This is a genomic window from Flavobacterium sp. ENC, from assembly GCF_020991415.1.
Lineage (GTDB): Bacteria > Bacteroidota > Bacteroidia > Flavobacteriales > Flavobacteriaceae > Flavobacterium.
The window spans coordinates 276,225-297,570 of record NZ_JAJMOY010000005.1; the positions used below are offsets into that span (position 1 = coordinate 276,225).

Consider the following 21,346-nt stretch of genomic DNA (forward strand, 5'->3'; position numbering starts at 1 on the left):
ATTATTTTTTATCACTTTGTAACTTTTCATTTTTTAAAAAAACCAAAACTGGTTCAGGATTCCAATTCAGTAATTTTCTGGCTTTCGAATCGTCAAAAACCAGATCTGAAATTATTTTTTTAATTTTTAACGAATTAACAGGTGCTTTATCTCCTATTACATCACCCATTTTTCCAATGATTTTAGCCAGGGAGGCTGGTAAAGAAAAATGCTTTTTTCCCTTAGAAATAGCCATACTTAATTCATGAAAGTTAGGATGAAAACCATCAGTAAGATTATAAATCCCCCCTATTGGTGCCACAACAGGGAGTAATAATGCAACATCTTTACACAAGACCATACTTTTTCTGGCTTGTCCTTTTCCAATATTAAAATAGTATCCATTATTAATGGCTTTTATCATCGCTCCTAAATTACCGGGAGGATTTTGCCCTACTAATAGCGGTAATCTCAAAATTGTATAAGTAATACTGTTTTTTTCACACCATTCAATAACGAGATTTTCTGCTTTAATCTTACTTAATCCATAGGGATCAGAGGCAAGTAAAGGATGTTCCTCATTAACATTATAACCTTTATCCTGACCATAAACAGCAACGGAACTAATAAAAATAAATTGTTTTGGCAGGCCGGATTTCTCTAAACCTTTTAAAATATTTGATGTTCCTAAAAAATTTACATCGTCAAATTGTTTTTTTTCGAGCTCTGTTTTTGGAATACTATGTGCTTTACCTGCTGCATGAATAACTAAATCAAATTCCTGGTTAAAATCAGGGATTTCTTTTTCTAATGAAACGTTATAAAAAGAATTTGATCTGGATAAAGTATTGATATTATAATCCTTAGTTAATTCTTTTTTTATAATCGAACCTAAAAAACCATTTGAACCTGTTAGAAGTATATTCATTATTATTGTATCTCTATATCTATTTTTGCAGCCAATTAAAAGAAAAATCATCAAAAAACAATTCTTTAAGCCATCCGGAGATAAACATTTTTTCGTAAACTTTTTCGTCTATCTCTTCAAATTTTAAATTGAAAAAATCGTAATTGAATTCAATATTATTTCTATCAATGATATAAATATTATTTTCATTATAAAATGGATATCTTCTTATATCAGCGTTTGTTGTAATTATTTTTTTTCCGCTACCCAATGCTTCAAACACTCTCATTGTCAAACCTATTTGATTTGGATGATTTATATCTAAAACAACTTTTGATTGTTTGTATAATTCTATTATTTGTTCATGTTTTAAACTAAAAAAAGAAATTTTATTGTAATTAAATTTTTTGAAAGAAGAATCAAACAATTTAAAAAACAAAAACACAATTCTACTGGGTGAGTAATAAAATGCAAAACTTTTAAGTTTATTTTTCAGACACCATATGCTGGCTTTTTCACTAATAATATATCTGTCAGAATGTGCTGTACCGATAAATAACAAATCATAGATGGGATTATTGTGACTTTCCAGTTTGTAATAATCATCGGAAAAGAATAATGGCCGAAATTTTAAATTATAAATTTCAGAATCTTTAGGATCGAATGTATACTTTCTATTGAAATTTTTTAAAATAGCAATACCATTAGGGTTATTTTCAAATGAATCAAACGTATAATAGAGTAATATAATTTTGGGATTCAATTCAATTATCCTGTCAATAAAAAACTGAGGAACTACTTCTCCTTTTATCAAAAAGAAATAGTCATATTTTTTTTCGCGAATTTTTTCTAAAATCTCAATATAGTACTTGGTTATGGTCACATTATAAAGACTTCTTTTTAATCTGATTATACCTTTACTAAAATTTGAATTATTGGGTCTTTCATCATAATAATCTACTTCTGCACCAAGGAACCTTAGTTTTTCAGCAATAATATTCTCATAATTGAATAATTTTACAGAAAGAAAAAGTATCTTTTTATTATTAAAATTTTTATCGTCCATTATTTCAATAAGCCTTTTTTAACCATCTCGTCCAGAGATTTACTTAATTTATCTTCCTGAATTTCCTGGTCTAATACCCATGCCGAAAATTTCTTAATACCTTCTTTAAAAGTAAATTTGGGTTCAAATCCCAATCTTTCTTTAATTTTCGTTAAATCAGCATAATTGTGGCGAATATCACCTAATCTGAATCGACCTGTAATAGTTACGGGAACATTAATAGCATAAGCCTCTATTAAAGAATTAGCCACTTCAACAACATCTGTTGGCACTCCTGTTCCTACGTTAAATACATGACCATTTGCTTCTTCTTTTTCAATCCCTAATATAGTCGCCTGAACGACATCGTCGATAAAAACAAAATCTCTTGATTCCTTTCCATCTTCAAATATTTGAATTGGATTATTATTTCTAATCTGGGTCGAAAATATGGATAGTATTCCAGTATAAGGATTAGAAAGTGATTGTCCCGGGCCGTATACATTTTGATATCTAAACGCCACCGGAGCAATTCCTATAGTTGGGCAAACCGTCATAATCATTTGTTCCTGATTCTGTTTTGTAATACCATAAACAGATGATGGATGAATTTTTGATTCTTCATCTGTTGCTACTAATATTAAATCTGAACTGCCTTTATAATTCAATTCAAATTTCCCTTCTAACATATCCTTTTCATTTCTGTAACCTGGATAAATTGCTCCCAATTCAGGATGGATATACTTTCCTTCTCCATAGATCGATCTGGATGAAGCTATTACAATTTTTTTAACCTGATGCGGACTATTTGCCAGAATATCAAGCATAATAGCAGTACCCTGAATATTAACCTCGGTATATTTTTCAATACAATACATAGATTGTCCAGTTCCTGTTTCGGCTGCAAAATGGACAACAACATCTTGATTTTTTAAGGCTTTTTCCCAATCTGCACGAGAAGTTACTGTACCTTCAATAAAAGTAACTTTATCTTTTATGCTTTTGTAAAGAGGAGAAGTAACTTTAGGGTCTTCACCATGTATTTGTGTTGATAAATTATCTAAAACTGTTATTGAATAGCCTTTATTAATTAATTGTAAAGAAAGATTGCTGCCTATAAATCCAGCTCCTCCCGTAATCAAAATATTTTTCATGATTTAATACTTTTTATATAAATGTTCCCTCGGGATTTGTTTTTTCCCATTGTTTTTTATCTGCATTATATCTTTTAACAATTTTTGCCGGTGCTCCAACTATTACAGAATAATCTGGAAAACTTCCCCGGACCACTGCGTTTGATCCAACAATGCAGTGATTTCCCAATATAGTTCCTGCCTGAATTACCGCACCATAACCAATAAAACAATTCTCGCCAATTAAGGTTTCTTTGATTATATTTGGCTGGTCTAATATATGAACCTCTATTGCTTGATAATCGTGGTCTACATTACTTATAAAAACATTCGCTGATATAGTTGTCCTGGTTTTAATAATAAGGTTCCCGCCAGAAATGATATGAAGATTTTGTCCAACAGAGATATCATCTTCAAAAACAATTGAAGATAAATCGTCAATTACTTCAATTCTTGCACCTGGAAAAATACGCACCTTTTTACCTATAAAAACCCGATTAATTCGTCCCAGATAAACAGGCTTCCCTATGTATGACGGAAAACCGATTTTCCCTATAAAAGCTTTATAAAACAAAGCTCTGATAATCCAAAATATTTTAAAAATCATATTATTAAAATTATGCTGTAGCTCTGCAAATTACTTTAAAAAAAGAATACACTCTGAACTTCACCTTAAACAAAAAAGAACTTGTACTTTTTGCAGCTCCTGTTGATACATTCTGACCATGTCTTCTATATAAAACCAAAGGTTCACTGATTACATAGGTTTTATAGTAAAATTCCGAAATCAAAGACAGCCATAAATCATGAGGACATAATTTGACTTTTTCAGGAAATGGTATTAATTTATGGAGTATGTTTTTATTAAAAGCCATGCAACAGCCTAAATATTTTGCCTTAATTAAATTACTCCAAAACCCCTTCTTACCTCCACCCCGCATTTCAAAAAAAGTCAAGCCGGTCGGTACTAGATTTTCATCAACAATTTTTGCATTACTCACAACAAAATCATGCTCCTTTAAAAATTCAGACATTACCTTAACTTTATTTTTTTCCCAGACATCATCCTGATCAGACAAAAAAATATGGTCTCCTGAGGCTTGCAGTATAGCGTTTTGAAAATTATTCGTATATCCTTTATTTACATTGAAAAAGATTTTAATCCTGTTATCATTTAAAGATTTAATAATTGAGATCGTCTCATCAGTTGAATGATCATCTGAAATTATAATTTCATCATGTAATTCTAACTGAAGGAGTATAGATAAAAGCTGTTCTCTAATATATTTTTCCCCATTATATGTTGCAATACATACTGATATCATTTCATCTTAAATTTAATATAGTTAGTAGTAATACCTTTAATTATTTATTGTAAATCCCAAAACAATTGTTACGATAATCAAGGTAACCTTTAATTATACTTTTAATTTTTGATATCTTATTGCTCTCAAACATCAGAATTTTCAAAATATCATTTATAAAAATTCTTGTTTCTATTTTTGCAAAGGTATTTGAAACATCTTTATACTTATTTCTAACATATAATCTATTTCTTGTTATGTAGTATCTCCTGATACTGGAGTGATTCGTCACAATTGCTTTAACAAAAAGGAAAGAAGTGCGTTTTGAATCCCCAAGTTCATGCTGTAATACTACATTTGGTAATTTGGCAATGTTATAACCTTCTTTTTTTAGTTTCAAACAATACTCTATATCAACATAATCTATAAATAATTTTTCTTCAAATCCACCTATTTTTTCATGAATTTTTAAGTTTACAATGTTTCCAGATGTCATCACAATGATGGGCTCATTCTCTTCTTTTATAGATTTATCGTATAATTTACCATCAATTATGTAATCCGGATAATACAGAGCAATATTTTTATTGGTAGTATTTGATAGTAGATCCTTTACATTATCCGTGAAATTCAGAAACTTACTATCCTGATCCATTGTAATAATCCATTCAAAACCATTTGACAGGGCCATCTTACATCCTATATTAAGAGCCTGCGCAATACCAAGATTTCCGTTATTAAAAACATATTGAATTTTGGGACCTAAATCAGAAAATTTATGGCCGTTTGGCTTATCCGAATTATCAATAATATAGATAAAGTTTACCCAATTAATGTAGCTACCAATATTTTCTAGAATGGTATCGTCAGGATTATATAAGACTACAACTGCAGAAAGCATATTATTAAAATTATTTATTAAAAGGATTTCTATATATTAATTTGTAATCAATTTTACGTAAAACAGTACAACAAGTAAAAGTGTAAATCCTATGGAAATCACTATCAGCCTGGAAAAGTAAATTGGCTTAAATGCATAGTACAGGAGTGGAATCAATATAACATCTACAATAGCATACAATTCATTTATACGAACTGCTATCGCGGGAACACTTGAAAGCAAAGGGTACAACATTAATGCTATACAATAAATTTTTATTAAAATTGTAAAATACTTGTTGTAATAAAGTATTAGATCATATTTAAATAACAAGAAGTAAAATATTGCAATTTTAGATAAAAAAACAAGATTAAAAACATTGATTGCTGTTGATTCCTGATCACCAATTTCCTGTAATTTCTGATACATTTGAATTTTCTCCTGTATTCCCGGTATCGGAATAATACCTATTAAATTTATTCCGGAAAAATAAATTAAATAGACAAACGGAATCGAAAAAAACATCCATTTCCTGCGAGGTTTATTTCCTAAAAACCATAATGGTAAAATTACTAAAGCAGAATAATGAAAGGAAATTCCAAGTATTGCAAACAGCAAAAAAAGCTTCAGATTACGGTCATAAATTGGCTTAATACACAACAGTAAAAAAGAGGAGGCTATCCCTGCCCTAATCTGAGTCATTTCATGCAATATGAAAAAATTGCTTAGATAAACCAATAGTGATAAAAACCATAAACTAGTCAGTTTCTTTATGGCAATTAATTTAATTGAGACCCCCAATATTGCAAAAATTAAAAACAAAAATAAAGGGTTGTCTCCAAAAACAGCCTCAATAAACATTGAGATAGCTACAAAAGAAGGTTCCATCACAATAAACTCCCGCTGATGAAACATTTCTACATAATTATTATAATCCCTATCAACGCCTTCTCCCCGAAAACCAGCGATGAAAATTAAAATGAGGCCCAGACATATGTACATTGCATTTTTTATCATTCTATCTTCCGGAGGAAAGAGAGAAATCATTAAAAATGTAAAAAATGTAAAAAGCAGTATTAAAATCATCTGAAGACTTAAAGTTATTTCAATATAAAATTACGCAAATCAACAGACTCGTTTATTTCTATAATCTTTTTAGCTATATTAATATTATTAGAACTAGCTCCTAATGGCTTTTCAATGGTATTTTTGTCAAAATCATTTATTTTAATAAAGTCATATCCCATTTTTTTATAATCTCCTATTTCTTCGGATAAAACAATCGGTACCAAACCATAATACAGGTATTCTATTAATTTAGTGGGACAAGCTACCTTATTAACTATATTTTCGTCTCTTAATATTAAAGCATAATCTGCAGCTATGTAATCTTTCCATAAGTCGGAAGGATTCCTGCTAGTGATTGTAATAGAATCTAAGTTTATATTATTTGTCATTAATTTATCCTCAAAAGTCTTTTTATCTCCAGTAAGAATTGTATAATGAATACGTGGTGATTGATTTTTTTTAATAAATTCAATCATTAAATCAACATTTTGCCACGCTTGTGCACCGCCGCTGTATACAACCTGGATTTTATCTTTATTTTTCTCTTTTATGCCATTTGTTGTATGGGGATCCTGTACGTGTAAGTTATCAGGCACAATACTATAAACCAAAAAATCACCTTTAAACCATTTGTACTTTTGCTGGTAATGAATTTTCATAGTATCTGTAACACAAATTGCATTCTTCAACCGTTTAAAAACCTGGGATTCTGTAAATTTATAGTACGAAGCTCTGATTTTACTTTTATTAAAATATTTTTCTTCTTCCGGAACAACTCCATGTAAATCAAGAGTCAAAGAATTATTTTTTTTAGAAATCAGAATCCATAAAAAACTCAACATGTAAATAGAATGTGAATAGATATATTTATGCTCTTTTATTAATTTTAATATTGTCCCAAACTGTAATAAAAGATTGAGGGAATATACATCTACTATTCCTTCCTTATAATTTTTACTTTCTTTAAAATTCCTTAGTGAAACATATAAATATGTTCGTGGTATGTTTTCCAGTAAAGTATCGATAGCTTTTACACGACTAATCATTCCGTCCTTACTATTCTCAGGTGTCGGATACGGTGCTAAAATCAGCAGTTTACTTTCCATCCAAAAATATTTTAACACAATTATAGCTTGCTAAACCATCACCATACGGATTATGTGCTTTACTCATTTTTTCGTATAAATTATCATCTGTCAGTAAAGCGGTTGCCTGTTTAACAATTTCTTCGGTATTAGTACCTACAAGAATTACCGTTCCTGCTGCTACTGCCTCTGGTCTTTCTGTGGTATCCCGCATCACAAGTACAGGTTTTCCAAGGCTTGGTGCTTCTTCCTGAACCCCACCACTATCCGTAATTATTATTTTAGACTGTTTCATTAACCAGACAAATCCCGGATAAGCTAAAGGATCTATTAGGTTTATAGTTGGTATGTTACCCAAGATTGAAAATACAGGTTCCTTAACATTTGGATTTAAGTGAACAGGATAAATTATCTGTACATTTTGTTCTAATGCAAGTTGTCTTAAAGCGTGACAAATATTTATAAAACCTTCACCAAAATTTTCTCTTCTATGCCCTGTGACAACAATTAATTCCTTTGAAGGATCAATTATTGATTTTAAAAAACTTATTTGACTATCCTCAATATTTTCAACCTTATCTTTTGCCAATAAAAGAGCGTCAATTACGGTATTACCTGTTACAAAGATTGCTTTTTCACTAATTCCTTCATCCAGCAGGTTCTTTTTAGCCTGTTGGGTCGGAGCAAAATGTAAATCAGCCAAACGACCGGTTAACTGTCTGTTCATCTCTTCCGGAAACGGAGACAACTTATTATGAGTTCTTAAACCTGCTTCTATATGACAAACTTTTGTATTTGCATAAAATGATGCCAAAGCAGCAGCAGTAGATGTTGTAGTATCTCCATGAACAAAAACAAAATCGGGCGTAAAACTTTCCAGTATTGGTTTTAATCCTAAAATTACATCAGATGTTAGTTGAGATAAATTTTGACCTGGTCTCATGAGATTGAGATCAAAATCCGGAACAATTTCAAAAAAATCTAAAACCTGATCTAACATTTCTCTATGCTGAGCAGTAACACAAACCTTTGTCTCAAATTTATCCTTATGATTTTGAAACTCCTTTACCAGTGGTGCCATTTTTATAGCTTCTGGTCTGGTTCCAAAAACGATGAGTATTTTTTTCATACATTTATTTTTCAAAGGCATTTAAGGTTTTTTTCAATTCTTCAAGATGAGATAAGCCATATTTCAAATCTGGCTCAAGATAATTACCTTCTCCCCATTCATTCCACGATTTGATAAAAGCGATACGCTTGTCTTCAGGTTTATCTTTTATTTTTTCTAATACCTGCTCAACATGTTTCCCAAAAAGTTCAGGCGTAGCATTAAGATAAACGTGTCCTCCCAGACCACTGCGCGGTGTGTGATCCCAATTGGGTACGATCGAAGGCATTACATTTAAATCAGAATCCTCTGTTCCAACGAAATTTTTCATTGCGTCTTTATATTGAAAAACAAATGGAAGCCTAAATACCTTTCTTTTAATTTTATCAAAAGCTCTTCTTGTCAGGCTTCTGCCATACCTTACATATTCAAATAATCTTACAACATTAACAGCATCAAATCCTTTTGATAAGATCTTTTCTCGTTTTTTTATGTTTGGAGTTTGTCCGACAAAATAAATTCCTTTAAGTCCATTTTGTTTGGCCAGCTCCTGCCACAATTCAATAAAGCGGGTAACATCAGGAAACTCTAACGGTTTATAAATCATAAAGAGTGGTTTATCCTCTACACGTATGTATCTTTTATCTTTAAATGCAGGCAAAAGAGCATTAAAATGCTCAATATAATCTTCGTCTCCTAAATAAAGTTGTTCCTGCAGTGTTTCTTTTACACATGTGCCTTCGCTATTCCATAATTTAGCCATCCATGAGTCATTTGCCCAAGCCAGACAAAATGGAAAATCCGGTTCTCCTGAATTTACGACTTCATTAAAGGGCTGCTCAATTAATCTTTTTCCGTTACCAAACCAATAATGCCAGTAACAAAATCCTTCAACACCATGTTCTCTTGCTAAATCTGCCTGAGCTTTTCTGGTTTCCTTCAAACGTAAATCATAATAGCCTAAATCTGCAGGAATTTTAGGCTGTTCGTGTCCTCGAAACAAACGCTTGGCTTTTCCTACATTTGTCCATTCTGTAAACCCTTTTCCCCACCACTCATCATTCTCGGGTATTGGATGAAACTGTGGTAAATAAAATGCAATTAAACGGGCTTTTGTTATCATAAATTAATTATTTTTTATAGAATCCAATAATGCTCTTAATCGGATTAATGGCAAGAGTTAATGATAAAATTGCGATTACTATTAATATCGCAATAGATTTAATTAATATAGAAAGTAGTATACTATCAATATCGATAATATATACCAAAATAAATATAGCTGTTGAGATTACTAAGATGCTAATGAAAGGCCTGATATGACTAATTTGTAATCGTGAATACCACATTGAGATAGATAACATGACAGTCATAGAAAAACTAGAGACTAGGGCTGCAACCACAAGGCCATATAAAGGCAGTAAAAATATATTTAAAACAATACTGATACCTGCACCAATAATATTAATAAGGGAATTTATCTTGGTCTTGGATTGTGCTGTAATAATAGTGCCGTATAACATACTTAGAGAAGAACTGTACACTCCAATTATTATCATTGGAACATACCAATATGCTCCATGAAATTGCGGATTTGACATTATTTGAAAAAACTCTTTTGAAAATACACTTAAGCATAATACGCCAATAAGTAAAACGTAGACAAAGCCATTCCTTATATTTTCAAACGTTTTGATAAATCCGTCAGTCCCCCAGGTTTTAAATATAAAAGGCTCAAAAGCCTTATAAGCTCCATAGGCGAAAATATTAAGGATCAATGCCAATGTTGATGCTGTACTATAAATACCCAAATCATTTAAACTAAGATATTTGTCTATCAAAATCCTGTCAGAAATTGTTGTAACATAATAGGCTAAAGTACCTGGGACAAGTGGTAAAGAAAATAACAGAACTTCCTTTATTTGTTTAAGGCAAAGATTCCATATGATATGTTTTCTGGAAATATAGAGAAAAACAAATGCATATATAAAATTAACCAACAGTCCCGCCAATAAAACTCCTAATGCAGAATAATTAAAATAGACTACCAATACTAGTGTTAGTACAAGTGTTATTACTCCTCTTGAAATATTTATTACTGTAAGCATTAAAGGCTTTTCCAAAAGTCTATATAATGCTGAAGGAAGTATCGAAAAAATATTAAAAAAATTGGTAAAAACACCTATTAATATAAAAGGATAAAAAGAAATATTACTTCCAAGCAATGAAAAAAAATAGGGTCCAAATAGCACAAACAGCACTACAATGAACACATTAAATAAAATGACAAAAGAAGTAAGGTTTCCTAATAACTTTTTCCTTGTGATGTCATCTTCACATCTATAATAAAAAACTAAATAATAAGTATTTATACATAAAAAACCTAAGGCTAACATAAAAGTTGTTAGTGTGCCCACGTAATTTACAATACCATAATCTGCAGGAGATAAATATCGGGTAAGGATAGGGAAACTTATAAATCCAAGTAATCGGGGAACGATGTCTCCTAAAGCGTAAATTGTAGTATTCTTAACTAACTTTTTATTATCTGTCATAAAATTATTTTATCAATTCTTTTAAAATTGATATATCAAAATCCTGAATATAGTCACGAACAAGACTATAATCTGTTAAAGCATTAAATCTTAGCATTTTTTCCAATTCATCTTCATTACATGCAATCATAACTTTTTCATCAGAACCATCAAATGGAGGAACTAACTTAAGTCCTGCCATGTTTATATTATTTTCTTCTTTAGGCTCAAATACCAGATAGTTAACACCATTTACTAAAGATTCCAATAGTACTGTAGAGGTTGCACCTATTACCAAAGATGAGTGCTTAAGAGAATCTTCAAGAGATTCATTGTCACAAATAAAAAAATCCTGATCTAAAAAGGCATGAACCCATTGTTTATCAATCGATGGATGTGGTCGGTATCTGGCTTTTTTAACTCCCAATTTTTTTAATACTGATTGCACTTTATATAAATACAAAACAATCATACTCTTATCGACAAGGACAGTAGTATCATATTCATGTTGATGCCAAAGAATTGATGATACTGGAACAATAAGTACATCTGACAAATTAGATCTTAACTCTTTATTATTAGGTATCATTTTATATTTAAGGTTTCCAATAACTTTAATTTTTGCTTCATCGAAACCTGAATTAATATAATTCTGCTTGATTTTTTCGCTCCAAACCATTAAGTAATCGGACCTATTATCTACATCTGTTGAGTATATTGCCGGTAATCCATGAGAGAAAACTAATGACGGCCTGTCAAGTTTTTTAAAAAGATCAATAAAATATTTGCTGTAGAAATATTGATCACTACTAACTAAGAAAGCTCTAAAGTCTTTTTCTCTATACTTGTCTATTAAATACTTTTGAAAGTCTTCTAATTCCTCATATAAATTTACATTTAGATATTCATAAAAATCTTTCTCTTGAATTAAATTTTGAATTTTTTTATGCCAGCTAATTGTTTTTAAATCTCCGAAGATATTTTTCTTTCCCATTGGTTGCCAAACAGGAGAATAAGGATTAAAACCTGCGTTAGATAATAAGTTCTTATCAGAAAAACTTATCGTCGACAAAATATTCAGTTTTTCTGAATGTTTAGGTTTCTCAAAAATCGCATTTGAATACTGTAATAGAGACACTGTCTTCTCTTTCCAGCCTTTTTCCCTATTTCTATGATATTCTTTTGAGATATGTCTCTCTGAATTGTAAATATGCCAGTCTAACTCAATTTTAAAAAAATCTATATATTTTTTTGACAATTCATTCTCTAAATTGTCTCTCAAATATTTAATAAGATATGTATCCATATATAACCTCCAAAATGTGTATTTAATGATAATAAATACGGCAAAAAAAATTAAGTAATGTGTAAAAAAGTACTATTGGATTTAGATCATTCTTTATACCCTTTTAATTTATCCAAATTAATTTTAGCTATATATATTGAAGATCCCTTAGCACATTCATGAGAAGAATAGTAACTAATCCATAAAAAGTTATCTTTTCTAACCATCCCGGCGTATCCACAGTCACCACCACTTTTTAACGTTAAAAGCCGATTATATGTTTTCTCAGCCATATCATATTCTCCCAATACAAGTTGATCATTTTCTCTACCTGAAATTAACATATTGTTATTTCCTGTCAATAAAAAATTAGGTCCTCCAAAATTAAGAATTGGTATTTCGGAAAACCAATCCCAATCCGTCAGAGAAATGTTTGATCTGCCTATAATTGCATTTCCATAATTTCTTCTCGCCAAAATATAAAACTGACCCTCATTATTAACTCTAAGAGTGGCCTCTGTTGGCATCTTGGGAATATTTGAAAAGCTATTAGTACTTTTGAAAAATAATCCATTGTCACTATTGTATAAATCAAATATTCCGGAATAATTATATCCCACACTGTAAGCGACATTCTTATACCATGTAACTCTCCAGGGCCAGGCTTCATTACCCTTTAATTTTTCTGCACCCGATTTCAAATTATCTAACTTAACATCTTGTAATTCGTTCCAACCTTTATCTACTGAATAGCTAGAATTGTAATCTGTAAAACCAACAACTTTTTTACCTTCAAAAGTGGTCCCGTGTATGTAGAGCATCAAATTATTTTCGTGAATTGAAAATTTAGGATCTCGCAAATCAAATCCATCAACCTTAAATTCTCTTACAAAAGTCCATTTATCATCACTTCCTTTACTATACAATTTCACAATACCATCGGTGCCATATGCATGGCTGCTTGATTCCCGAAATACTAAAAAAAACTGATTGTCAAAGAACACTAAATCTGTAAAACCTTGATGGCTATCCTGATTATCTGTAATTCGTTGAGTAATAAAACTATCATCATCATCGTAATCTTGTGAAGTACATGCCGTACAAATTAGCAAACCAACAAATAAACCGAGTAGTTTTTTTTTCATATGAAATTATGGGTTATCTTTTAATAATATCAAAACAGTATTTAGTATATAATTTTGCTCCATCTTCATTAAAATGTTTTGCATCCACATAAAGTGAATCAGGCCATAGTCGATTATTAGCATCCACATATAATGAATTATTTTTTTTGCAAATATCTCTAACCTTTTGCAAATGAATTTCAAACTTTTTCTTGTTAGCCGTACTTAATGTAGTATAAATTCCTTCTCGAAAAGGAGATTCAAAAACTATAAGTTTAATTTTATTTTTTTTTGAAAAATTTTCTATACTGTCCAAATAATTATACTGAATTTCATTAGTTTCTCCAGACAGCCCATTACTTTTCCATCTTTCATTATTGATTAAAAAACCTTTCTTCTTATGAGTTACGCCACCCGACTGATCAAATTGTAAACTTTCATCACACCCCTTACAACTTCTTACTTTCCTTGCAAATTCAAAATTATCAAGATAGTATTTAATACTAAAATTTTCTACGCTAAAAGATTTTTTATAGATCAGGAAATTTTCCGCATAATCATATTTTATTTTTTTTTCATCGACATCATGTGAATAATCCCCTATGTTAGCCGATAGCAATAACTGTTTTATTTTAAAATATTTGTGTAATGTCTTTAAAAAATAGTAATCGTCTTTTATAGACATGCCCCACGAAGCAGTATTTAGGAAACTATCCGATTTCAATTCTTTTTTTACTACTTCAGAGTTCAAATTGTATAACGTCATTGATGAGCCAATTGCCAAAGTATTGATATTTTTATTCTTGTTTAACAAGAACATCATTTTTTCATTAAATGAGTAGCTTTCTGAAAAATGTAATGCAGGAATGTCTTTAGCTGTAATTTTATACTTTACTACTATAATAAAGCCCAATAATGCACTTATGAAACAACTAAAAATAACAAAAAGAAAAATCGTATGTATAAATTTTTTCATATTAAAATTGGAAGTAAATAAATTGTTCATCAGAACCTGCATAATAAAGTATCAAAAAAATTAAAACGTAATATAATCCCCACTTTAATAGTTTTGGAGTTCTTAAATTAATTTTTTGCAGTGCAAATTCATTCTCTCTCCCTAACCATTCAATAAAAATAAAAACAAAAATTATAAAAATAAGTCTTTTTGGTATCTGTATCGCAGGCAAAGAAAATATCGTATTTGAAAAAATTCCGCCAATATATTGAAATGCATGAGTAAGACTTTCTGCTCTGAAAAATATCCAAACAAAAACGACTAAAAGAAATGTAGAGCATATTTGAAAAAACTCTTTAAATGTAGGCAACAAACTTCCTTTTGCCACTATCTCCATATTAGCTCTGTTAGTATGGTTGATAATAGAAGGCATCATTAGTAAAGCATTTAATCCACCCCACACAATAAAAGTCCAATTAGCGCCATGCCAAAAACCGCTGACTAAAAAAATTGCAAATGTATTTCGGATTCTTATCCAGGTGCCACCTCTTCCTCCTCCAAGTGGAATATATAAGTAATCTCTAAACCATGTTGATAGCGAAATATGCCATCTTCTCCAAAACTCAGCTATATCTCTCGAAAAATATGGAAAAGCAAAGTTTTTTAAAAGTTCAAAACCAAATAATCTTGCTACACCAAGTGCTATGTCAGAATATCCTGAAAAATCACCATAAATTTGTAAAGCAAAAAAAACAGCCCCTATCAATAAAGTACTTCCAGAATAATTTTCAGAATTATTAAATACCATATTTGCATATTGGGCACATTGATCTGCAATTACAACTTTCTTAAATAACCCCCAAAGAATTTGCCTTAAACCAGAAATAGCATTTTCGTAGTTAAATATTCTTTGATTTTTTATTTGAGGAAGAAGATGTGTTGCCCTTTCAATTGGGCCAGCTACTAATAAAGGAAAGAAACTGACAAATAGAGAATAATCGATAAAATTTCTTTCTTCTTTTATTTTATTCTGATAACAGTCAATTACATAAGATAAGCCGTGGAATGTGTAAAATGAAATACCTACAGGTAAAATAATATTTAAAGTCCATGTATTGATATGTAATCCAAAATTAGAGATTGCACTTGAAAAAGATTCAGCAAAAAAATTATAATACTTAAAAACGCCTAAAAAGCCCAGATTTATGGAAATGCTTAACCAAAACCAAAACTTCTTAATTTGATCATTTTTTGCATTCGACATTGCTATGGCCGAATAGAAATCTAATAGTGTTGAGAAAACTAATAGAAAGAGAAACCTCCAATCCCAACAAGCATAAAAAAAATAACTTGCTCCCAGTAATAAGAAATTTTGAAATTTTAAAGACTTATTAGTTACAAACCAATACAAAATAAAAATAATTGGCAAAAAAACAGCAAAACTAATCGAATTAAAAAGCATTCAAAATATTTATTTAATTTATAAAATTCATCTCATTTCGTTCTTTTTGATTATTCATTCAAAAACTTCAAATAACCTCATTATTATACTTGAAATTGGAACTTCATTAAAAGAAACATTTATTTTTAATCTTTAACCCACACTATGATTTTCATCTTCTATTGGAGGAATAGCTAAGACAATACGTCTTTCAATAATTGATATTTTAACTCTGCCAGCTTAAAATCAACCAAATTGTCAATGTCCTGAACTTCGGTATCGTCCAAAACATAACCATAACTTTTATTCATGTAAAGCTTTTTACTCTCCTTTAAAGAGTCGCTCTTAAACCAATACCATTGTCCTGCATCATGATACAGAGTCTTTAAATCCTGTGAACGGGAATTATAAAATTCAGGCCACTGCATAGTTACCAGATTTTGACTATCTAAATCTATTCCTCTCCAAACTGGAAAGCTAAATGCAACAACTGGAAATACTGAATCGTAATTATTTACCTCCAATAAACGATTCCCTTCCATTAATTGACTTATCTGAGTCAAAGGAGATGTTGGATATATGCAACATGCTGTTTTAATATCAATATCAAACTCCTTTTTATATTTATCAATAACTTCCAGTAATACATCCGCTGTTGTTGCAAGATCGTCAGAATTTTCCGAAGAACGTAAAAAAGGTACTTTTGCACCATAATTAACTGCAATATCAGCTATTTCTTCATCATCTGTTGAAACCATTACCTCATCAAATAAGCCGCTTTGTAAAGCAACTTCAATCGAATAAGCAATTATGGGTTTACCAAAAAAATCTTTAATATTTTTTCTCGGTATTCTTTTACTTCCACCCCTTGCGGGTATTATAGCAATTTTTTTTTCCATTCTTAAAACTCAGACTTTAACAATGATATAATAAATGAGTCCCAATACTTGCCTTCAGCAAAAGCATTTTGTCTCAATTTACCATCAACTTTAAAATTAAATCGGTCTTTGAAAAAGTCAATTTTTTTTAAATCATATTCATAAAGCTCCATCCATATTTTATTTAGATTTAAATCCTCAAAGCCATATTTTATAAGAGTATTTGCAGCATCAAAAGCATACACTTCATCTATGTAAAGATCGTTATAACCAATATAAAATGAAAAGTCACTAGATCTGTTGATCCAGTTTGTATACAAAAGACCACATGCCCCTATTGGTTCATTATTTTTTAAATCTACAATAACAAACATAAAATCATTTGGATTACTGTAGGTTCGATTAAACCAATTTTCTTGATTTTGTAAATTAAGCTCCTTATGTTCTCTAAAGTTTTTCCTAAAATCAGGATTATTTCGCCAATCACGTAGAAAAACCAAATCCTCTTTTTCAAGGGCACGTAAGCCAGTTATTTTTCCTTTTAACATATCTTATTGAATATGATTTTTTGTAATGTGTTCTCCTTTTCCAATTGAATGCGTCAATTTCTTCCCTAAAAGATCTTTCAACTGATAAGGTGCAAAACCATCTTCTGTTATAGGTCTGAGAGCCTCTAAGTCTCCCTCGGTAATTATATGACCAATTTCATAATTTGCTGTGGAGCGTAAAGATCTTCTTTGAACTACTAAAGATTTTTTTTCATTTTCCTCAATCCTTTTTATACCGTCACCTAATGCATAATAGACCTCATTAGCGTTTTCGACCATTTCTCTCCAGGACTTTGGATTCATCGCAAATTTATGATCAGGTCCCTCATTTTCATTATTATCAGTAAAATGTTTTTCGATAACTACAGCACCCAATGCTACAGCTCCTAAAACTGTTGCATGCCCAAAAGTGTGATCGGATAATCCCAGAATTACATTAGGAAATCTAAGTGCAAAATTTTTAAGAACGTTTAAATTGACATACTTAAATTTATCTTTATCTACAGTGTAATTTGTATTACATTGCATCAACACTACGTCATCAGTAATTGCTTCAATTGCATTCATTGCTCTAACTACATCTGTCATTTCTGATGCACCTGTTGCAAGTAAAACAGGTTTATTTTTTTTTGCTATATATTCTAAAATTTCAATCCATGTAATATCACCTGATCCTATTTTATATAAATCAACATATGGATCAACCTCATCAACTGATTCAAAATCATACGCACTTGTAAAAAAATCAATTCCAACTTCGTCACATTTCGCTTTTAATAATGGCGTCCAATCCCAAGATAAACTTGCATCTTCATATACTTCATAAACACTTTTTTTCCATGAAGCCTGATGTGACAACTGAGAACCTAATTTTTCAAAACCCACCTTGCTTACAATCTTAGAAGCCTGAAAATTTTGAAATTTTGCAGCATCAGCCCCTGCCTCTTTTGCTAATTCTATTAATTTATATGCCCTTTCCAGACTACCATCATGGTTAGCGCCTATGTCAGCAATGAAATATAATGGTTCACCATTACCTATAACTCTATTTCCAAATTTAATTTTTTTACTCATTTTTTAAATCTTTTTTTAACATAGAAAAACCTTTATTTATTGAGAAATCAAAAGTTTTAATTGCGTTCTGAATTTTAGAATTGTTTAAAGTTGTATTTAATGCTCTTTTTGCAATAAGATCAGTTTGCTTAAAAATAACTGGCTTTATTAAATCTGAAGAAAAACCAAACTCTTGTGCTATTTTTTGCAGAAAATCATATTTTGATATTTTATCATCACAAGAAATATTATAAACTCCAAACTCTATATCTTTTTCAACTATTTGTTCGATTAACTCCGCTAATTGCCCAACATATAATGGATTAAAAAACATATTAGCAAATCCATTTAGTTCAACTCCCTTGTTTAGCTCTGAATAACCCCATTCAAAAAGTGAATTTTTTATTGGTTTATTAAATCCATAAATATTTGTCCTTAAAATATAATAACTTGGAGTACATTCTTTAACCGCATTCTCTCCTAACAGCTTTGTTTCGGCGTAATAATTTAGAGGATTTACTTTTGAATTTTCAAGATAATCACCATTATCACCATCAAAAACAGAGTCAGTAGATATATATAGATACTTTTTTGCTTTCAATATTGAGAAGACATTCATAGTAGCCTCAACATTTGATTTATAAGCTAAATCTCTATCCTTTTCGCATAAATTTACATTAACTTCAGCCGAACAATGAATAATAGCATCAAAAAAAATGTGATCAATTGAGTTCACAAAATCTGCTGAAGACAAATCACCATAAAACATGGTTACTCCAGAAACTGAATAATCAACTTTTCTTGAAATACCATGTATATGATATTTTTCAGATTTTAGAAAACTTCTATATACAGATTTACCAAGCATACCACTAATACCTGTAATTAGAACATTTTTATTCATTTTTTAAATTTCAAAATTAGCATCAACATGCTCTTTTATTAAACCCCTTAAAGAATTAACAGTTTCCCAATCTTCGTTTGAGCCTGAATTATAATTAAATCCTTCCTCAACTTTTACTGCTTTAAAATGATTTAAGAACTCTTCTATTTTAAATTTTGGAACAGAAGGTAGTATTGTATAATATTTCCCAAGATCATACGTGTAAAATGAATCCGAAGCAGTAATCATTTCTTCATGTATTTTTTCACCTGGTCTAATTCCAACTACTTCAATTGGGCAATCTGGTGCAATTGCTTCTGCAACATCTGTAATTTTATAAGACGGTATTTTAGGTATAAAGATTTCTCCCCCCCAAGCATGTTCCATAGCATGCATAACCATATCTACACCTCCCTGAAGAGAGATATTAAAACGTGTCATTGCTAAATCTGTAATTGGCAACTTCCCTTCTTTCTTTTTATTAATGAAAAATGGAATAACAGAGCCATTAGATCCCATAACATTTCCATATCTTACTACTGAAAATTTTATAGGATTAAAACCTTTTATATTATTAGCTGCAACAAATAATTTATCTGATGTTAGCTTAGTTGCGCCATAAAGATTAATAGGAGCGCAAGCTTTATCTGTTGATAATGCAACTACATTTTGTACATTAGTCTGCATTGCTGCATGAATTACATTTTGAGCACCACCAATATTTGTTTTAATACATTCATCAGGATTATATTCTGCTAAATGAACATGTTTCATCGCCGCCGCATGGATAACATAATCTACTCCCTGAAAAGCTCTAATCAATCTTTGCTCATCTCTAACATCACCCAATAAAAAACGTATTTGCGGATATTTATCTGTAGGATATTCTTGTGCCATCTGAAACTGCTTTTGCTCGTCTCTTGAAAAGATAATCACTTTTTTAACGGATGGATAAGTTTTAAAAATATGCTTTGTCAGGGCCTTACCCAAAGAACCAGTTCCTCCGGTTATAAGTATCGTTTTATTATTTAACATATGTAATTGTTATAAGTATTTGTAAATATATTTAAACTAACTGTTTAAATATCCGTTTAATAATGAGATAAATTAAAATCAAAAATCCTCCAATGAATCCTCCTAGAATCATTCCTTTCATTTTTCCAACCCGTTCTTTTGATAAAGGTAAAATTGGACGATCAATAACCTGAATTAAAGGTGTATCTCTGCGCAAAGTTACTTTTGCCAATTCAGTCTGCTTAACGAGCTCCGTTAATATTGCTGTGTTTGCCTGTACATCAACTTGCCTTTTCATGGAAGGAGTACGCCGTACATTAAGCGCAGGATTCAAATTAAAAGTATTGTCGTTAGCAACAGCTACTCCTGTAATGGCGCCATTTAATTCACCACGGATTGAATCTGTCTGCTTTTGTAAAATTGCCATATTTAAACGTGCTTTTTTACTTTTGGTTTTAATATAAAAATCAGAAACCTCTTTGGCCAGTGCCTCACAAAAATACTTTGCAAACAATTCATTAGTTGAAGAAACATCAATATTAATTATAGAAACTTTTTTGTCTTTTTGCCCAACAGATAAACTAGATTTGGACAGATTACTATACATGGAACCAATTATACTGTCCTGCATTCTGGAAAAGTTTTTTCGATCGCTATTTGGCAAAAATTGAATTGAAGTTAGTTTAGGATTTTCTTTCCAGTTATCTCTCCATTTATTGTTTTGAATATACATTTCTGCTAAAGAAATAACTTTGCCATCGACATTTACCGGAGACAATAATGTTTTTTCAACCATCGATCTGGATTTAAACAATTCTGTCAAATTTGATCCGGTGAAAATTCCTCCGCCACTACCCCCTAAATCTAATCCAAGAGTACTGGCAAGTCCTAATGCACTTCCGAGTCCGCCAACTCCTTTTTCGTCTTCAAGTGCGAACGACAAATTAGCAGTATAAATAGGTTTTTTAATTAAAGAATATGTTAACCCTATACCAGCACCAATTAGTCCTGCCAAAAATATCTTTATCCATTGCGACCATAAAAAACTATACCAGTCCTTAGCTTTTTCGATTAACTCTTTTAACGATATTTCATCGTTCTCTATTGGTTTACTATCCATAA

General features: G+C 30.6%; 21 protein-coding genes. All 21 read right to left on the bottom strand.

Going from position 1 to position 21,346, the window contains the following annotated elements; genetic code table 11:
- Window position 1 precedes the first annotated feature (1 nt).
- Window positions 2-958 carry an NAD-dependent epimerase/dehydratase family protein gene (locus LPB89_RS15300; RefSeq protein WP_230702726.1) on the bottom strand — a complete coding sequence of 319 codons (957 nt, stop codon included), beginning with the start codon at window positions 956-958 and terminating at the stop codon, window positions 2-4.
- Window positions 927-1,952 carry a hypothetical protein gene (locus LPB89_RS15305; RefSeq protein WP_230702602.1) on the bottom strand — a complete coding sequence of 342 codons (1,026 nt, stop codon included), beginning with the start codon at window positions 1,950-1,952 and terminating at the stop codon, window positions 927-929. Before LPB89_RS15305 ends, LPB89_RS15300 begins: the two co-directional genes overlap by 32 nt.
- Window positions 1,952-3,085 (bottom strand): NAD-dependent epimerase/dehydratase family protein, encoded by a 1,134-nt coding sequence (locus LPB89_RS15310; RefSeq protein ID WP_230702603.1) that lies wholly within the window; start codon window positions 3,083-3,085, stop codon window positions 1,952-1,954. Before LPB89_RS15310 ends, LPB89_RS15305 begins: the two co-directional genes overlap by 1 nt.
- 13 nt (window positions 3,086-3,098) lie before the next feature.
- A complete protein-coding gene (locus tag LPB89_RS15315) occupies window positions 3,099-3,671 on the bottom strand; it encodes a DapH/DapD/GlmU-related protein (protein ID WP_230702604.1) in 573 nt (190 codons plus the stop codon).
- A gap of 10 nt (window positions 3,672-3,681) precedes the next feature.
- Entirely contained in the window at window positions 3,682-4,389 is a 708-nt protein-coding gene (locus LPB89_RS15320) for a glycosyltransferase (protein WP_230702605.1), read from the bottom strand.
- Window positions 4,390-4,429: 40 nt separating this feature from the next.
- Window positions 4,430-5,269 carry a glycosyltransferase family 2 protein gene (locus tag LPB89_RS15325; RefSeq protein ID WP_230702606.1) on the bottom strand — a complete coding sequence of 280 codons (840 nt, stop codon included), beginning with the start codon at window positions 5,267-5,269 and terminating at the stop codon, window positions 4,430-4,432.
- A 36-nt stretch (window positions 5,270-5,305) separates the two neighbouring features.
- Entirely contained in the window at window positions 5,306-6,334 is a 1,029-nt protein-coding gene (locus LPB89_RS15330) for an EpsG family protein (RefSeq protein ID WP_230702607.1), read from the bottom strand.
- A gap of 14 nt (window positions 6,335-6,348) precedes the next feature.
- A complete protein-coding gene (locus LPB89_RS15335) occupies window positions 6,349-7,422 on the bottom strand; it encodes a hypothetical protein (RefSeq protein ID WP_230702608.1) in 1,074 nt (357 codons plus the stop codon).
- A complete protein-coding gene (wecB, locus tag LPB89_RS15340; RefSeq protein ID WP_230702609.1) occupies window positions 7,412-8,530 on the bottom strand; it encodes a non-hydrolyzing UDP-N-acetylglucosamine 2-epimerase in 1,119 nt (372 codons plus the stop codon). The genes LPB89_RS15335 and wecB overlap by 11 nt, the downstream gene beginning before the upstream one ends.
- Before the next feature lie 4 nt (window positions 8,531-8,534).
- On the bottom strand, window positions 8,535-9,632 hold the full coding sequence (locus LPB89_RS15345) for a glycoside hydrolase family 99-like domain-containing protein (RefSeq protein WP_230702610.1): 1,098 nt from the start codon (window positions 9,630-9,632) through the stop codon (window positions 8,535-8,537).
- 7 nt (window positions 9,633-9,639) lie between these two features.
- A complete protein-coding gene (locus tag LPB89_RS15350; protein ID WP_230702611.1) occupies window positions 9,640-11,064 on the bottom strand; it encodes a lipopolysaccharide biosynthesis protein in 1,425 nt (474 codons plus the stop codon).
- Window positions 11,065-11,068: 4 nt separating this feature from the next.
- Window positions 11,069-12,325: a hypothetical protein gene (locus tag LPB89_RS15355; RefSeq protein WP_230702612.1), complete on the bottom strand. Its 1,257-nt coding sequence runs from the start codon at window positions 12,323-12,325 to the stop codon at window positions 11,069-11,071.
- Window positions 12,326-12,435: 110 nt separating this feature from the next.
- On the bottom strand, window positions 12,436-13,473 hold the full coding sequence (locus LPB89_RS15360) for a hypothetical protein (RefSeq protein WP_230702613.1): 1,038 nt from the start codon (window positions 13,471-13,473) through the stop codon (window positions 12,436-12,438).
- Window positions 13,474-13,486: 13 nt separating this feature from the next.
- Window positions 13,487-14,428: a hypothetical protein gene (locus LPB89_RS15365; RefSeq protein WP_230702614.1), complete on the bottom strand. Its 942-nt coding sequence runs from the start codon at window positions 14,426-14,428 to the stop codon at window positions 13,487-13,489.
- Between the two features lies 1 nt (window position 14,429).
- Entirely contained in the window at window positions 14,430-15,869 is a 1,440-nt protein-coding gene (locus LPB89_RS15370; RefSeq protein WP_230702615.1) for an MBOAT family protein, read from the bottom strand.
- Window positions 15,870-16,042: 173 nt separating this feature from the next.
- Window positions 16,043-16,747 (bottom strand): pseudaminic acid cytidylyltransferase, encoded by a 705-nt coding sequence (gene pseF / locus LPB89_RS15375; protein ID WP_230702616.1) that lies wholly within the window; start codon window positions 16,745-16,747, stop codon window positions 16,043-16,045.
- A 2-nt stretch (window positions 16,748-16,749) separates the two neighbouring features.
- Window positions 16,750-17,274 carry a GNAT family N-acetyltransferase gene (locus LPB89_RS15380; protein ID WP_230702617.1) on the bottom strand — a complete coding sequence of 175 codons (525 nt, stop codon included), beginning with the start codon at window positions 17,272-17,274 and terminating at the stop codon, window positions 16,750-16,752.
- A 3-nt stretch (window positions 17,275-17,277) separates the two neighbouring features.
- Window positions 17,278-18,348, bottom strand: coding sequence for an N-acetylneuraminate synthase family protein (locus LPB89_RS15385; protein ID WP_230702618.1), 1,071 nt, complete (start codon window positions 18,346-18,348; stop codon window positions 17,278-17,280).
- Window positions 18,341-19,231, bottom strand: a complete 891-nt coding sequence (locus LPB89_RS15390) for an SDR family oxidoreductase (RefSeq protein WP_230702619.1) — start codon at window positions 19,229-19,231, stop codon at window positions 18,341-18,343. Before LPB89_RS15390 ends, LPB89_RS15385 begins: the two co-directional genes overlap by 8 nt.
- 3 nt (window positions 19,232-19,234) lie before the next feature.
- Window positions 19,235-20,245, bottom strand: coding sequence for a UDP-N-acetylglucosamine 4,6-dehydratase (inverting) (gene pseB / locus LPB89_RS15395; protein ID WP_132036370.1), 1,011 nt, complete (start codon window positions 20,243-20,245; stop codon window positions 19,235-19,237).
- A 31-nt stretch (window positions 20,246-20,276) separates the two neighbouring features.
- Window positions 20,277-21,344 carry a Wzz/FepE/Etk N-terminal domain-containing protein gene (locus LPB89_RS15400; RefSeq protein ID WP_230702620.1) on the bottom strand — a complete coding sequence of 356 codons (1,068 nt, stop codon included), beginning with the start codon at window positions 21,342-21,344 and terminating at the stop codon, window positions 20,277-20,279.
- Window positions 21,345-21,346 lie beyond the last annotated feature (2 nt).